This is a genomic window from Entomomonas asaccharolytica (genome assembly GCF_016653615.1).
Taxonomy (GTDB): Bacteria; Pseudomonadota; Gammaproteobacteria; order Pseudomonadales; family Pseudomonadaceae; genus Entomomonas; species Entomomonas asaccharolytica.
In genome coordinates, this window is sequence record NZ_CP067393.1 from 2,163,526 (window position 1) to 2,178,449 (window position 14,924).

Below are 14,924 nucleotides of genomic sequence, written 5' to 3' on the forward strand. Positions count from 1 at the left end.
GCATTAATTAAACATCACATCAAACTAAAAAACAAGCCTTTAATCATCCCTGATTATGTATTGTTGTAAGTGGTGACCTAAAGTATTTAAGCTAGGCTGAGGCTAACGATCCTTATATAAAGTTAACTAAGCTATCCAGTGATTACTTACCTATAAAAACCATCTTACTAACGATGGTTTTTATAATTCACCCTACTATTAATTTAAAACCTCTGTACTTTGCACCATAGGCACAATATCGCCAAAACCAGCTAATGCAAATAAATGGACATGTTGTGCTTCTGCGGTACAACAATCCGCTAGCACACTCACCTTATACTGTTTAGCAAATTCTGAAATAGCCGTTAACCCTACACAATTAGAGGTTTGCATACCACAAATCAATAACTCGGTAGCCCCTAACTTATCCACTACCTCATTTAAATTAGTTTTCCTAAATGAATCCGCCCTTGTTTTAGTTACAATCGTGGCATCAGGTACTGCTTTTAATAATTCAGGGTGAATTTCAGCCCCATAGGTATCCTTAATAAATAAATCAGCGCCACTATTTTCAGGCGATATATGCTGCACCAGAATAATAGGGATATTTGCTTGTTTAGCTTTTTTTACCACGTTTAAAATACTTTGTAATGCCCCATTGGCATTCCATAAAGGAACTACACCACCGGGAAAATAATCATTTTGAACATCAATAATAATCAGTGCCTTATTGTTACTCATAGCCTTTCACCTCTATACTTATAAAATTTCATTATTTAATAACGCTAAAACAATACTTACTTTGTTATTGTTTTGGTTTATTCTAGCTATAAATATCAATCCCACAAGAATGCACTTTTTTGTAATATAGTACCCAAAAGGATACTAAACAATGTCAAAAACCTCTAAAAAATCAAATACTAACAATATATTACCAATGGATCACACACCATTAGCCGCTACAATTAATTTAATAGGTGGTAAATATAAATCACTTATTCTGTGGAAATTAACCAATGGTTTGCTACGTTTTTCAGAACTGCGTAGAGAAATCCCTTGTGCTACACCGAAAATGCTTACTCAGCAACTACGCGAACTCGAAACAGATGGCTTAATAAATAGAAAAGTCTACCCTGTAGTTCCCCCCAAGGTAGAGTACTCCCTCACTACTCTTGGCAAAAGTTTAAAACCCGTTTTAGATACCATGTATATATGGGGAACTGACTACCTATCTAACAAAGGAATAGAGAACAAAAACACACTATAAATTTACTTGATAATTGATTTAAACAACCTAAAAAAAAGCCTCTATTGAGAGGCTTTTTATTTACAACTTATCTATTTACTATTAATTTTGCTTTTTCAAAATAGGACTATATTCCACAGGTACCCATGTATAGCCATTATCATTAGCTCTAACATGCCCCAATCCCGGGAAAGGCAAATGCGCACCAGCTACCCATAATTTATTTTTAGCTGCATAAGCCAAAATCTTTTTACGGCTAGTAACTGCTTGCTCACTATCAGAATCATATTCTATTGCCACTTCTGGTCTTGCAAACTGCAGAGCATGACTATGAACTATATCGCCCCAAATTAATAAACTATTGCCTTTTGAGGTAACTAAATAAGACATATGGCCAGGAGTATGACCAGGTGACGCCATTAACTGTATTTCATTAATGGGTAATCTATCAGTAAAAGTTTTAAACTTGTTAGCAGCTTGATAGGGTGCAACTGCTTGTTGTGCCATTTTAAATACAGCTTTACCCGCTTCTGGCGCTTGTTCTTCTGATTTTTTACTTAACCAATAACCCGCTTCTGCTTGAGCAACATATAAAGTGGCATTAGTAAAAATTCTTTTACCATCCTTAGTAATACCACAGGCATGATCAGGATGAAGATGGGTTAATAACACCGTATCTACTTGCTCAGGGGTATAACCTGCGGCTCTTAAATTATTTTCAATAGAGCCTAATGTATCCCCAAAACAACTTTCAGCACCTGCATCAATCAAAATCAAATGCTTATTTGTATGCACTAAAAAAGCATTTACAGCAGTTTGTACACCATTACTATCATTAACATACATTGCTTGAAAAAGTTTATTTACATCGTTAGCGGTAATGCCTTTTAATAGTTTACTCTCGATCTGTACATAACCATCATACAAAGCCGTTATTTCATAATCTCCTAACATCATTCGATAATAGCCTGCCACCTGTGTCTGCTGCTGTACGGGCAACTTTTCCTCTGCTAAAACAGTGTTAGCTGAAAAAGCTAAAGCAGCTCCTAATAGGCTTCTCGCAAGAATATTGATCAATGGTTTTTTTAGTGCGGCCATTCGCTCACTTCCTTATAATTGTTTGTTAAAAAATAATAACCATCCTGCTAGCTTCACAAAAATTTGTCAAGCAATGGCTTTTGTAATTAATAATTAATTAATACAAAGGCATAACTATTTATTGGGCTGTTTGCTTTTCTTCCATTAAATCAAGATTGCCCTTCTCATAAGCCTCTATATCTTCTGCTGTCAAACACTGATAGGTATAAGCCACAACATAACGCTTACAGTTTTGCTCTGTACCCTCACCGCACTTAATATCATAATCTGATTTTAAAGTGGCTGATTTGTAGCTCCAACGTTGACATTGAATAACAACCTCTCTCATGGCTCGTTCATGATTTACTATTGGAATAATATCAGAATCATAGTCAAAGCCCATAAAGACTTGACCTTTAGCCTTATCAGTACCCACCACACTAAGATCTTTATAAACAGTGGTTGTTACACAAGCAGTAAGTCCCCCTAACACCATTATTAATAATAACTGCTTTATCAATCCTTTTCTCCTTAAACACTCACTGCTTATCAAACAATCATCGTTACTTAACGCTGTGGTACACCTGTTCTGATATTACCTGATGTGCCACCTGTGGTATTAGCCCTAGGCAATGGTTTAGCAATGCCATCAACTGTGCCAATAGGCGCTTGCTTAACATTACCACTATAAGCTTTACCTTGCGTATCGTAAACCTTACCGGTTGGTAATTTATCATAAACACTACCATCACTACCATAGACTCGGCCACTCGGTTTTTTCTCATAAGTAACCCCTGGCTTTTCCACTGGCTGTGCCCAACTATAAACAGTTACTAAAAACAGTGCGGCTAACCATAACTTATTCGTCACCTTCATCAGCTACTCCCTTCATTTTTTACTACTTTTTTATTAGACCATAATTTCATAAGATTGTTTTAAATCAATTATTATAATTACTTAAACTCATTATAGCTAAAAATTATATTGGTATAATTTGAAATCAATTGAATGTCTATTATAATGACCTAAAATGCAGTTAAATATCCACATATCAGAGAGAGGAACATATTTTGATTGCAGCGGCCAATCTCCCTAACTACAAACTAGTTAGCACGCTTCTAGTATTACCTATACTCATCATTGCTATTATTTTATGGCAGTATCCACACTCTATTCAAGATGTTGTAGAGAAATCTCCTGTAGAAACACTACTAACAATTCATATGAATTATGGCGAAATAATTCAGGCTTCAACCACGGAAAATCTCAAAGCCATTATTAGCCAAGAGGGTCTCAATATGCTTGCTACTTACTGTGCACTGTTTCTTAGCTTTTTTATTTTGTTAATAGGCGGTATTGGTTTACTTCTTGACCACAGTATTCAAAATAGAAAACAACTTAAATCCAATAAACAACTTTATAACAGCCTGTATTTAGCAAAGCTGTTATTTCCTATTATTTTAGTCTTATTGTCTAGTGGTTCTATACTGCTTTTGGCGTGTTTACTGACAATTTTTTTAGCAAAATATGTCAGCAGCATTTTTGCACTCACCTTATTTGCCATCATGGTCATTATTATCATTTCTTTATCATGGAAAATTTTTAAAAGCTGTACCGAAAAAACAGATGAAGAAACCCTTAACCTGATAGGAATTAATTTAACCAAAGCAGAAGCCCCTGAACTATGGCAGTTTGTTCAATCCATAGCGGATAAAGGACAACTACGTATGCCAGACTATATTGTGATAGGTATGAATCACTGCTTCTTTGTTACCGAATCACCGATCAGTTTTTGGAATGGCAAAAGCCTTTCAGGTGGCGCAACCCTCTACTTATCTATTCCCTATATGCACTATATGAGTGAATCAGATGTCGCTGCTATTATCGGCCATGAGTTAGCACACTTTACCTATGATGATATCCAATATACCCATCACTTTTTTACTATTTCTAAACGCTTAATAAGAAATACCAAGGCTATCAATCTACAACCGCTCGCACATAATACCAATGTATGGGATTGGTTATATAGCATACTCACCTACCCTACTTTGGTTTTTGCTGAACATTTTCTAGACAGTTATCATGAAACCGTGCAGCAATGGAAGCGTTGTCGAGAGGCAAATGCTGATAAGATTGGCTCCAATGCTTCCTCTACCAAAAAAATGGCACAAGCAATGTTACGTGTTGCCATCATAACACCCGCCATTGAATATATTATTGAAGAATTTTGGTTTGCTGGCGGTAAAAAAGAAAGTGTACTTAATAGTATTCAACAACTGATTAATCGTCACGGTCTACCTGACCCCTTAATGTTGCTACAAAGTATCCAAAGCCATCCGTTGGATAATCACCCAACATTACAGAGACGACTAGAGTTGTTAAATATAAAACTAACTGACTCAATGTTAGAAGAAGCTTGCAATACTCAACATAGTGATTTACTAAAACAACTTAAACTTATTTAATCTTCAGCTACTGTAATAGGAGCTAGATCACATTGTTAAGTTTTTGATTAAACAAGCATAAATAATTTATGTAATAATTCTAAGAAATTGATGATGACAGCAACACCTATTTCATAGACCTTACCTTTAGTCAAGGTAACGTCTTAATGAAACGGCGAGGCAAACATGAAAAATGACAAAAACAATCCTATTATTAAACAGCTAGAAGCAAACTATAAACAAGCTGCTGCTGAATACATTAATGAAGAAATGGAAGTACTTTCCTCATTAGCCAGTAAGAACAATCGTCCCATTACCATTCGTGAAGGGGGTAAAACCAATCTCATACTAATGATTTTGGGCATGCTTGCTTTAACCATCTTTATTGTTCATGCCATACTCTCTGCACAATATATATTAATGGTTATTTTAATCATTATTATTACCCTGATTAGCTGGCAAACCATCCAAACCTGTCGCAGAATTGGAAAACCACTACTTACCCTCAATGAACAAGGTATACAACTCCCAATATTTGATAAAGTTATCTATTGGGAAGATATCGATCACTTCTATATCTCACAGACACAAAAATTAATTTTTAATTTCCGAATCAAACCAGACCTTGAACTAGATATTACCCAGCATAGTGCATTAAAAATAAACTACTACCCTGAAAAACACCATATACAAGCCATTATGCTAGACTTTAAAAGTAAGAAATACAGCAACTACTACCGTAATTTACTGATGGGTTATTGGGATTCAGGTATGGCAAGAGCACGCTTGAAGGAACTTATAGAGTAACGCCTTAATTCAGCGTTACTCACCAATCCCAAACTCACCACATAGATTTTGCGAAAAATAATAAGCTACCTCACTGGCGCTTAATCCTAAGCCTAATAAACGGCCTAATTTAGCCAGTGCAGCTTCTCGTGGCATACAACCACCACTAATTACTCCAATTTCTTGAAAAGTATTAGCAGCTTCATAATAAGAAAAATCGACACTACCTTCTGGACACTGGCTAATCGCCACCACTACTACACCCTGTGCGATTAACTGCTGTATACAAGTAATAAACGCCTCATCATCATTAGGGCCTGTACCACTGCCATAACATTCGATTACCAAACCATGCAAAAATAACCCCATTAATCCCTGCAACTGATATGCAGTAAGCCCAGGAAATAACGGCAAAATAGTAACCGTAGGCAAACTACCCACAAATGGATAAGTTAACTCCTCAGGCATCCTTGTTACCAAAGGTTTAGGTTGTAAAGCAGGTAACGATACAAAAGGACTGCGACCAACACTACGCCATTTTCGGCAACGGGTGCCAGACAGCAATTCACCATGGAAAAACACTTGTACACCGTTCACTTTACCTTGGCTTAATGCAGCCATCGAACCACAAATATTCTCTTTAGCATCACTACCTTCTACAGCCGCAGGTTCCATGGCACCCGTCATCAACACAGGCACATCAAACCCTAATAACTGAAAAGATAAAGCAGCAGCACTATAGGCCAGTGTATCCGTTCCTTGTAAAATCAACACACTATCACACTCAGCACAAGTAACCGCATCAACCACAAAACCCACTAAATTCTGCCAATAGGTAGGCGACATATTAGCGCTATCAATCAGCGGCTCAACCTCCTGATACTGCCATTGATTATTACCAATTTCTGCAAAATCTTTTAAATAATCCTGCAAATAATGCTCAAAGCCAGCACTGGCAATCAACCCCTTATCACTGGGCATCATGCCAATCGTACCACCAGTATATAAAATCATCGTTTTTTGATAAGGGAATATTGCCATCTTTAAGCCTCTAATTATTATTAAAATTCCAATTTACTTACATCAATCCACTAGTTATCTGCTGATTGCATGACATAAATAGCACTATCTGCCAACAACTCCTTAGTGCTCTCACCATACGCATTCATATGTGGTGTTGCCAAATGAGCTTGCAAGGCTGCCATACTTTCCCACTGCTCAACAAAAGCAAAGCTATCCTCGCCTAATGGTTTTTGGAAAGGGCCAGCATTGTTCACATCTTCTACTAAACGATATTCATGACAACCTTGCTCCGCTCTTACCGTGGCTAAGTTAGCACGAGCAATTTGCAATACCTGCTGTTTTTTACCTGCTTTTGCTGTCATTACTGCAAATACACTAATCATTATTCTACCCTCGTCTTAGAGCCTAACTCATTAGGCTATTTTATTTGTCATTTTGAACGAGAGCAGTGCTCAAAATCCTCACATACCGCATGTATGCTGTGGTTTTTCCGCGCTGTTCCTATTCAAACTGACGGCAACAATTGCGCCTACTGAAATAGGCTGTTAATCCAACTCGTAAGGCCATAACCCACGTATAGCCGCCACACCCTGCGCTCCTGCTTGCTGCGCAGTGGGTACATCTTGCCCCGTTAAACCACCTAATACAAAAACAGGGCGATCAAAATCAGCGATTAACTGTTTGGCACGCTCCCAACCTAAAGGTTCCACATCAGGATGGGTAGCCGTTTTCTGAACAGGCGAAAGGGTTACAAAATCCACCCCCATCTTCTTAGCCAAAGCCAACTCCTGCTCATTATGGCAAGAAGCCGCTAACCATCGATTAGCAGGCAATGGCCGCCCTTTATCTGCTAACTTACGTAACTGCTCAGCAGTGACATGCCAACCTGCACTGGGGAAATCCCCTAACCACTCAAAGGCACCTTTTACCAATAAATCTGCACGCCCTGCACATACCCCAACCGCATCTATTGCCAAATCACGGTAATCAGGATCGAAAAAATGAGGTGCGCGTAAACAAATCAGCTTAATGCCCTCATCCAAGGCAATACGAATACCCTCAATAATCTCAGCACGATCCAAATTTTCAGGGGTAATCAAATAACGATTAGATAAACGCGCTGCTGTAATAATTGCTTTATTGGCAGCAGGGAAATCATACTGCAACAAATTTTTAGGCTGCACCCAAATAACCTCTTGCCCTTCTGCGCCCCCAGCCTCACCTTCAAAAGCAGTCACTTCCCAAATATCTAAATGCACACCGTATTCAGGATACTGATGACTGGTCTGAAACACAGGGTTCAGCTTGGTCACCTCAATCGCCAATTCCTCTTTTAACTCGCGTTTTAAAGCTTGTTCAGCTGATTCGCCTGCCTCAATCTTACCACCAGGAAACTCCCATAAGCCACCTTGATGTTTATGCTTAGCTCGACGTGCTAATAACACCCGCCCATTTTGACGAATAATAGCAGCGACTACCTTAATTTGCTCCACATTTTATCCTCTAGCATGGGTAGTATCTTCATACTTATAAATAAAACCCCAATGCATTTAATACAAACAAAGCCATAATGATTGATACAATATTAGCTAACCAACACCATCCCATATTAATAGCCCACTTTCTAGCCCAAAAATGGCACCCAATCATAAATACCATAGTAACCAGAAAGGCTCCACAAACAGCCATTAAAGACTGTTCTACTTTATGGCTACCGCTAGGATCAAAAGTATCAACAGGCACATAATCTGCAATATAAATTGCTAACAGAAACAATAAAAGATAAAACACCATAATAACTAAAAAAAATATCCATTGTTTTATTGCTATTGGCATCTATCCTCCTTGTTTTGCTATGTTATTAATCTCACTTAAAATTTATGAACGATATTCTGCATTAATCTTCACATACTCATGGGATAAGTCAGTAGTCCAAATAGTTTCTTGGCAAGCGCCACGATTTAACTCAATACGAATTGTAATCTCAGCTTGTTGCATAGCTTTTGCCCCTTGCTCCTCAGTATAACTAGCGGCACGCCCACCTGCGTCAACAATCTGCACATCACCTAAAAACACATTAACCTTGCTCACATCTAAGTTAGCCACTCCAGAATAACCCACTGCGGCTACAATACGTCCCCAGTTAGGATCAGAAGCAAATAATGCCGTCTTTACCAAAGGCGAATGAGCCACTGCATAGGCTACATCTAAACACTCTTGATGAGTACTACCACCATTTACCTTAACCGTTACAAACTTAGTAGCGCCTTCTCCATCACGCACAATCGCTTGCGCTAACTCCATTGCCACCGAAAATAAGGCTACTTTTAGCTTATCATAATATTCGCCACTGGCCTGGGTAATTTCAGGCAACTCTGTTTCGCCTGTAGCTACTAGCACGCAACTATCATTGGTAGAAGTATCACCATCAATCGTAATCCGATTAAACGACTTATTAGTAGCATCTTCTAATAAAGCCTGTAAGACAGGTTTAGCCACCTTGGCATCAGTTGCAATATAACCCAACATAGTGCCCATATTAGGGCAAATCATCCCAGCCCCTTTACTAATACCTGTTACAGTAATGGTTTTACCCTCATGCTGAAAACGTACACTTGCCCCTTTAGGGGTTGTATCCGTTGTCATAATACCTTCAGCCGCATTTAACCAATTATCTTCTTTTAAATCAGCCATCGCTTGTGGAATAACAGCCATAATTTTTTCTATGGGTAATGGCTCACCTATCACCCCTGTAGAAAAAGGCAAAACAGCCTCCACAGCAGCCCCTGTAGCATTAGCCACTGCCTCACATACTGCATGAGCTGATAGTAAACCCTGTTGGCCTGTCCCTGCATTAGCATTACCCGTATTGGTAATAAAATAACGAGTTGCTTGACCTGTGGCCAAATGCTTTTTCGATAAAATAACAGGCGCGGCACAAAACGCATTGCGGGTAAATACCCCCACAACCTGTGCTTGCTCACTGCAACGCATTAGCACTACATCTTTACGGCCAGCTTTTTTAATACCTGCAGAAGCGATACCTAACTCAAAACCTTTGACAGGACTTAATACTGAAGGGATTTCCAAACCTACTGCCATTTTAAGACTCCTCTAAGCCTAAAACAAACACACCACAAAAGATGTGGTGTGAAAGATAAATAACGGTTACTGCGTGATTAAAATTTATTCAATACGACCACAACACTGTTTATATTTTTTACCAGAACCACAAGGACAAGGATCATTCCGTCCTACCTTAGCCCCTTCACGACGCACTGGTTGCTGTGGCTGTGTTGGCGCCAACTCTTCAATAGCTTGTTGCTCTGGGCTTTCATCCAATGATGAAGTTGCCTCATCATGCTGGAACACCATACTTTGTGCAATACGCTCAGCTTCTTGGTGAAGACGTGCTTCCTCCTCTTCTGCTGTATGGTGGTTTACCTGTGCATTAGCTAATAAACTCACTGTATTGTACTTAATGGTATTCAACAAACGCTCAAATAACTCAAACGACTCACGCTTATATTCTTGCTTAGGATTCTTCTGCGCATAACCACGTAAATGAATTCCTTGGCGTAAGTGATCCATACGGGTTAAATGATCTTTCCAAAGCTCATCGATCTCTCTTAACAACACATATTTTTCAAAGCCACGAATATTTTCATCGCCTGCTTCTTCTTCAACTGCCGCGTATTTCTCAATAACCGCTTGCTCAATACGCTCTCTTAAAGTTTCTTCATAGAGCTTATCATCTTCATCTAACCATTGTTGGATAGGTAATTCCTGCCCAAAATCAGTGCGTAAAACTTGCTCTAAGCCTGCAATATCCCACTGCTCAGGTAATGACATAGGCGGAATATAATCATTAATAGTGGCAGTTAACACCTCATTGCGGAACTCTTTAATAATATGGCTAATATCATTAGTTTCTAAAATAGTATCACGCATATGATAGATAACTTTACGCTGTTCGTTAGCCACATCATCATATTCAAGCAATTGCTTACGAATATCAAAGTTACGGCCTTCTACTTTACGTTGCGCTTTCTCAATGGCATTGGTTACCATACGATGCTCAATCGCCTCGCCTTCTTTCATACCCAGCACTTGCATAATGCTACGCATACGATCAGAAGCGAAAATACGCATTAAATTATCTTCTAATGACAAATAGAAACGGCTCGCACCAGGGTCACCTTGACGGCCAGAACGACCACGCAACTGATTATCAATACGACGTGACTCATGGCGCTCAGTACCAATCACAAATAAACCACCTGCTTCCAATACCGTTTGGTGATCATCACGCCATTGTTCTTCTAACGCTTTTAACTGCTCAGCAGTTGGCTCTTCTAACTTAGCTGCTTCTGCTTCCCAATTACCACCTAATAGAATATCCGTACCACGACCCGCCATATTGGTTGCAATCGTCACTGCACCAGGGCGACCAGCCTGTGCAATAATATCTGCTTCCTTATCATGGAACTTAGCATTTAACACATTATGTTTAATACCAGCCTTCTCAAGCACAGTAGATAACAATTCAGAGGTATCAATCGAAGCCGTACCCACTAACACAGGTTGCTTACGCTCTTGTGCTGCTTTAATCTCCTGAATAATCGCCTCATACTTCTCTTTTTGCGTCATATATACCAAATCATTAGCATCTTTACGTGCTAATGGGCGGTTAGTAGGAATAACCACCACATCAAGGTTATAAATTTGACGGAATTCAAAGGCCTCAGTATCTGCTGTACCCGTCATGCCCGACAACTTATCGTACAAACGGAAAAAGTTCTGGAAAGTAATAGAAGCCAAGGTTTGGCTTTCTGGCTGAATAGGTACTTGCTCTTTTGCTTCAATAGCTTGGTGTAAGCCTTCTGACAAGCGACGCCCTTTCATTGGACGACCGGTATGCTCATCAATCAACAACACCTCATTATCCTGAATAATATACTCAACATTACGGTGATATAGTACATGGGCTCTTAATGCTGAAAGCACATGGCTAAATAACGTAGCATTATTAGCAGAATATAGGCTATCACCCTCTGCTAACAAACCATTCTCCATTAATAAATCTTCAACGTATTGATGACCTATTTCTGTTAACTCAGCGGTACGCGACTTCTCATCAACTGTATAGTGACCTTCTTTTTTGATTTCCTTAGCAGAACCTTCGCCCTCTTCAATCTGTTGCGAAAGTTTTGGAATCAACTTATCTAAACGAATATAAAGCTCAGAACTATCCTCAGCTTGACCTGAAATAATTAATGGCGTTCTTGCCTCATCGATTAAAATAGAGTCAACCTCATCCACCACAGCGAAGTTAAGCACTTGTTGGAACTTATCTTCTTGGCGGAAAGCCATATTATCTCTTAAATAATCGAAACCAAACTCGTTATTAGTACCGTAAGTAATATCAGCGCGGTAAGCAGCGCGTTTTTCTTCTGGGTCTTGGAAAGGAACGATAACACCAACACTCATCCCTAAGAACTCATATAACGGTCTCATCCAATTAGCATCACGTTTCGCTAAGTAATCATTCACCGTTACAACATGCACCCCTTTACCCGACAAAGCATTTAAATAAACTGCTAAGGTACACATTAAGGTTTTACCCTCACCGGTACGCATCTCAGCAATCTTACCCTCATGCAACGTCATCGCACCAATTAACTGCACATCAAAGTGACGCATGCCCATTACCCGCTTACTCGCTTCACGGGCAACTGCAAAGGCCTCAGGCAATAATTTATTTAAACTCTCACCCTTTGCTATACGCTCTCTAAATTCTACTGTTTTGGCACGTAGTTGATCATCATGCAAAGCAACCATGCTCTCCTCAAGAGCATTAATAGCCTTGACCATTTTCGACATGCGTTTAACTTCGCGATCGTTTTTGCTTCCAAAAAGCTTATTCAGTAAAGGACCAAGCATATTAACAGAATCTTCCTCAAATATTTCGTGGCAGGATCAAACCTAACAGACCCTGAGCAATGACATGCAATTGCTATTAACAATTAATTCAACTAAATTTAGTTATTATAAAATAACTTTGTCGCTAATAGTGAAATAAAAGCAATTATTTTACTCCGAATTGAAGATTAAAATACATAATAATAACTGTTACCCTACAATTTTAACTAAAGTGAATGACTGAAGCCGCTACAACCATTAACACCACGTCATTTCACCTGCCAGCAAAATAAAGCACAACTATTACAGATATTTTCTATAACAAATTGTTCAACAACACATATTTCAAAAAACTTAGCAAAACAAACCAATAACCATATACAAAATGTTTATATTTTTATCTAATTGCTAACTAGTCTATTGCTCACAGTATTCGCTATACTACGTGCCTTACTATTGATTACTAAGGTTTAGGGAATATTATCAATGAAAAAAGCAGAAGTTATCTTAGAAAACTTAATGTATTCAACTCGCTGGATACTTGCCCCAATATGCTTTGGACTATCTATTGCGCTGCTTGCCCTAACCATTAAATTTTACCAAGAACTATTTCATATACTACCTGCCATTTTCAACCTGCCTGAAGCAGAACTTATCCTCAAGCTACTATCATTAATTGATATGGTACTGGTAGGCGGGCTACTGGTCATGGTTATGTTTGCTAGCTATGAAAACTTTGTTTCCCAAATGAACATCCATAGCCATCGGGAAAAACTAGACTGGTTAGGCAAAATGGACTCAGGCTCCTTAAAAACCAAAGTATCTGTCTCCATTGTCGCCATCTCCTCCATCCACCTATTAAGAATGTTTATGGATGCCCAAAAAATAGAAAACGACAAACTCATGTGGTACGTTATTCTTCACCTAACTTTCGTCGTTTCCGCCCTAGTAGTTACTTATATGGACAACTTAGGCAAAAAAAGCAAAGCCAAAATAAAACAGATCAACAACTCACAAGATGACGAATCATAGACAAACCCAAGCTAGTCATAAAAAGAGAAACATGGAGGGCAGAACGCTCCTCCATTAGAAATATAAAAACTTAACTAAATAGGCTTAACCTGCTATATCCATCTTAGCAAGCACCACCTTACCATCTACCTTCTCAAAATAATAAATATAAGACTGCTCAGCATAAGGGAAACTAGCTGCATTAGTGGGGGTTAGCACATTTAAAATAATCCTAAAATCATCCTCATTTTGCAAAATAAAATGACACTCAAAACTACCCTCTTTATAACTAACCATCCGATAAATAGAACCAGATAACTCACTACTATCAACCAGATACTGCAAATACTTAATAAAATAGTGGTAAGATAACCTATTAGGAAACAAAGAACTTATGCCCTGTTTTTTTATTATTGCCAGCATCTCACCCTTACTTACAAATCCCTTTTCTTTTAAATCAACAAAAACGCCATTATCCTTAAGAACATCCCTACCCCTTAAAAAATCTTGCCGTAACGCAGTTATATCCTTCCGCGTAAACTCATCAGCTCCCTCCCCCTGAGCACTTACAACACCTACAAACAAAAAACACATTATTAAATAAATCAAAAAATTAATACAACTTCTCATGTTTTTTACAGCTCAGTAATTAACACGATAGATAATCACCACCGCATTACACAAAAGTTAATGGCCATTTTTAAACAGCTCTTTCTATCAATAGTATAGCCCCAATTACCCCTAAATAAATAGCATATATCTATAAAAATACTGGACACTTTTCTTGCTTTAATCCTTTAATTTTATTTTCCTCAAATACAAAATAACAATCTTGATACTCATCAGAATCTATATTTTTGTAATAACGAGCAATTAATAGGTAGCTACTAGGCTGATATAACAACTCAATAAAATAGTTACTGTTTTTATTAGTTTCAGGATTAAATGTAAAACGCCCTAGCTCATTTGAGTAATCTTTATTTTCAGCTAAGTTATTTAATGTGTAATAACGACAACTATAACCACAGCTATGCAAACCAATATAATATTTTCCTGAAAAGTTAATGACTACAGGATTAACTACTTTCCCTAAATGATCAAACCAAATATTACCCTTACTAAGTATACTCACTAGGAATCTTTATATCACCTTGATAGCTAGTGACTGAATACTTTTCAAAAAGATGATCATTTTCGTTATTATCAGTATCAGATTCAATATTCTCACCATATGTTTCTAACTTTTTAAGAATACTAGTATTATCTTTGTACTTACTTTCTAATCTCAATAATGCCTGATCCGTTCCTTTACAATAGCTATCCAGCTCCGCATTTAAGTTTCTAGTATTATCAATCTCTGGCTTACCCGAAATTTCACCACGTAGATGATCACATTGATCTCTTTTTTATATAAAACTAGTAACATCTTGTGG

16 protein-coding genes are annotated in these 14,924 nt (G+C 38.1%); 4 read left to right on the forward strand and 12 right to left on the reverse strand.

Going from position 1 to position 14,924, the window contains the following annotated elements; translation table 11 throughout:
• Positions 1-198: 198 nt before the first annotated feature.
• Positions 199-720: a cysteine hydrolase family protein gene (locus JHT90_RS10095; protein WP_201090652.1), complete on the reverse strand. Its 522-nt coding sequence runs from the start codon at positions 718-720 to the stop codon at positions 199-201.
• Between the two features lie 151 nt (positions 721-871).
• Between JHT90_RS10095 and JHT90_RS10100 the strand changes: the two genes are divergently transcribed.
• The gene (locus JHT90_RS10100; protein WP_379971679.1) at positions 872-1,246 is read left to right on the forward strand and encodes a winged helix-turn-helix transcriptional regulator; all 375 of its coding nucleotides are present in this window, start codon (positions 872-874) and stop codon (positions 1,244-1,246) included.
• A gap of 81 nt (positions 1,247-1,327) precedes the next feature.
• Here the strand turns inward: JHT90_RS10100 and JHT90_RS10105 are convergent, their stop codons facing one another.
• The 3 genes from JHT90_RS10105 to JHT90_RS10115 all read right to left on the reverse strand — a co-directional run bounded on the left by JHT90_RS10105 (position 1,328) and on the right by JHT90_RS10115 (position 3,172).
• Positions 1,328-2,323 (reverse strand): MBL fold metallo-hydrolase, encoded by a 996-nt coding sequence (locus tag JHT90_RS10105; protein ID WP_201090653.1) that lies wholly within the window; start codon positions 2,321-2,323, stop codon positions 1,328-1,330.
• Between the two features lie 118 nt (positions 2,324-2,441).
• Positions 2,442-2,822: a YecR family lipoprotein gene (gene yecR, locus JHT90_RS10110; RefSeq protein WP_201090654.1), complete on the reverse strand. Its 381-nt coding sequence runs from the start codon at positions 2,820-2,822 to the stop codon at positions 2,442-2,444.
• Positions 2,823-2,869: 47 nt separating this feature from the next.
• The gene (locus tag JHT90_RS10115; RefSeq protein ID WP_201090655.1) at positions 2,870-3,172 is read right to left on the reverse strand and encodes a hypothetical protein; all 303 of its coding nucleotides are present in this window, start codon (positions 3,170-3,172) and stop codon (positions 2,870-2,872) included.
• A gap of 200 nt (positions 3,173-3,372) precedes the next feature.
• Here JHT90_RS10115 and JHT90_RS10120 point away from each other — a divergent pair, with 200 nt between their 5' ends.
• Complete coding sequence (locus tag JHT90_RS10120) at positions 3,373-4,770, forward strand: M48 family metallopeptidase (RefSeq protein WP_201090656.1); 1,398 nt, start codon at positions 3,373-3,375, stop codon at positions 4,768-4,770.
• Between the two features lie 165 nt (positions 4,771-4,935).
• The gene (locus tag JHT90_RS10125) at positions 4,936-5,556 is read left to right on the forward strand and encodes a hypothetical protein (protein ID WP_201090657.1); all 621 of its coding nucleotides are present in this window, start codon (positions 4,936-4,938) and stop codon (positions 5,554-5,556) included.
• 15 nt (positions 5,557-5,571) lie between these two features.
• Here the strand turns inward: JHT90_RS10125 and JHT90_RS10130 are convergent, their stop codons facing one another.
• From JHT90_RS10130 to secA, 6 genes are all read right to left on the reverse strand, one after another.
• Positions 5,572-6,576 carry an asparaginase gene (locus JHT90_RS10130; RefSeq protein ID WP_201090658.1) on the reverse strand — a complete coding sequence of 335 codons (1,005 nt, stop codon included), beginning with the start codon at positions 6,574-6,576 and terminating at the stop codon, positions 5,572-5,574.
• Between the two features lie 50 nt (positions 6,577-6,626).
• Positions 6,627-6,941 (reverse strand): putative quinol monooxygenase, encoded by a 315-nt coding sequence (locus tag JHT90_RS10135; RefSeq protein WP_201090659.1) that lies wholly within the window; start codon positions 6,939-6,941, stop codon positions 6,627-6,629.
• A gap of 162 nt (positions 6,942-7,103) precedes the next feature.
• Positions 7,104-8,051 (reverse strand): Nudix family hydrolase, encoded by a 948-nt coding sequence (locus tag JHT90_RS10140; protein WP_201090660.1) that lies wholly within the window; start codon positions 8,049-8,051, stop codon positions 7,104-7,106.
• Between the two features lie 34 nt (positions 8,052-8,085).
• Positions 8,086-8,394 carry a hypothetical protein gene (locus tag JHT90_RS10145; protein ID WP_201090661.1) on the reverse strand — a complete coding sequence of 103 codons (309 nt, stop codon included), beginning with the start codon at positions 8,392-8,394 and terminating at the stop codon, positions 8,086-8,088.
• A 42-nt stretch (positions 8,395-8,436) separates the two neighbouring features.
• A complete protein-coding gene (gene argJ / locus JHT90_RS10150; RefSeq protein ID WP_201090662.1) occupies positions 8,437-9,660 on the reverse strand; it encodes a bifunctional glutamate N-acetyltransferase/amino-acid acetyltransferase ArgJ in 1,224 nt (407 codons plus the stop codon).
• Positions 9,661-9,744: 84 nt separating this feature from the next.
• Positions 9,745-12,501 carry a preprotein translocase subunit SecA gene (secA, locus tag JHT90_RS10155; protein ID WP_201090663.1) on the reverse strand — a complete coding sequence of 919 codons (2,757 nt, stop codon included), beginning with the start codon at positions 12,499-12,501 and terminating at the stop codon, positions 9,745-9,747.
• Positions 12,502-12,966: 465 nt separating this feature from the next.
• Here secA and JHT90_RS10160 point away from each other — a divergent pair, with 465 nt between their 5' ends.
• Complete coding sequence (locus tag JHT90_RS10160) at positions 12,967-13,512, forward strand: TIGR00645 family protein (protein ID WP_201090664.1); 546 nt, start codon at positions 12,967-12,969, stop codon at positions 13,510-13,512.
• Between the two features lie 84 nt (positions 13,513-13,596).
• Here the strand turns inward: JHT90_RS10160 and JHT90_RS10165 are convergent, their stop codons facing one another.
• Together JHT90_RS10165 and JHT90_RS10170 are read right to left on the reverse strand one after the other, a co-directional pair.
• Positions 13,597-14,085, reverse strand: a complete 489-nt coding sequence (locus JHT90_RS10165) for a hypothetical protein (protein ID WP_201090665.1) — start codon at positions 14,083-14,085, stop codon at positions 13,597-13,599.
• A 166-nt stretch (positions 14,086-14,251) separates the two neighbouring features.
• The gene (locus tag JHT90_RS10170) at positions 14,252-14,623 is read right to left on the reverse strand and encodes a hypothetical protein (RefSeq protein ID WP_201090666.1); all 372 of its coding nucleotides are present in this window, start codon (positions 14,621-14,623) and stop codon (positions 14,252-14,254) included.
• Between the last annotated feature and the right edge of the window lie 301 nt (positions 14,624-14,924).

Coding starts and splice junctions, on each gene's coding strand:
- JHT90_RS10095 (WP_201090652.1), bottom strand. CDS start 720: ATGAGTAACAATAAGGCACTGATTATTATTGATGTTCAAAATGATTAT.
- JHT90_RS10100 (WP_379971679.1), top strand. CDS start 872: ATGTCAAAAACCTCTAAAAAATCAAATACTAACAATATATTACCAATG.
- JHT90_RS10105 (WP_201090653.1), bottom strand. CDS start 2,323: ATGGCCGCACTAAAAAAACCATTGATCAATATTCTTGCGAGAAGCCTA.
- JHT90_RS10125 (WP_201090657.1), top strand. CDS start 4,936: ATGAAAAATGACAAAAACAATCCTATTATTAAACAGCTAGAAGCAAAC.
- JHT90_RS10130 (WP_201090658.1), bottom strand. CDS start 6,576: ATGGCAATATTCCCTTATCAAAAAACGATGATTTTATATACTGGTGGT.
- JHT90_RS10135 (WP_201090659.1), bottom strand. CDS start 6,941: ATGATTAGTGTATTTGCAGTAATGACAGCAAAAGCAGGTAAAAAACAG.
- JHT90_RS10145 (WP_201090661.1), bottom strand. CDS start 8,394: ATGCCAATAGCAATAAAACAATGGATATTTTTTTTAGTTATTATGGTG.
- argJ (WP_201090662.1), bottom strand. CDS start 9,660: ATGGCAGTAGGTTTGGAAATCCCTTCAGTATTAAGTCCTGTCAAAGGT.
- secA (WP_201090663.1), bottom strand. CDS start 12,501: ATGCTTGGTCCTTTACTGAATAAGCTTTTTGGAAGCAAAAACGATCGC.
- JHT90_RS10160 (WP_201090664.1), top strand. CDS start 12,967: ATGAAAAAAGCAGAAGTTATCTTAGAAAACTTAATGTATTCAACTCGC.
- JHT90_RS10165 (WP_201090665.1), bottom strand. CDS start 14,085: ATGTGTTTTTTGTTTGTAGGTGTTGTAAGTGCTCAGGGGGAGGGAGCT.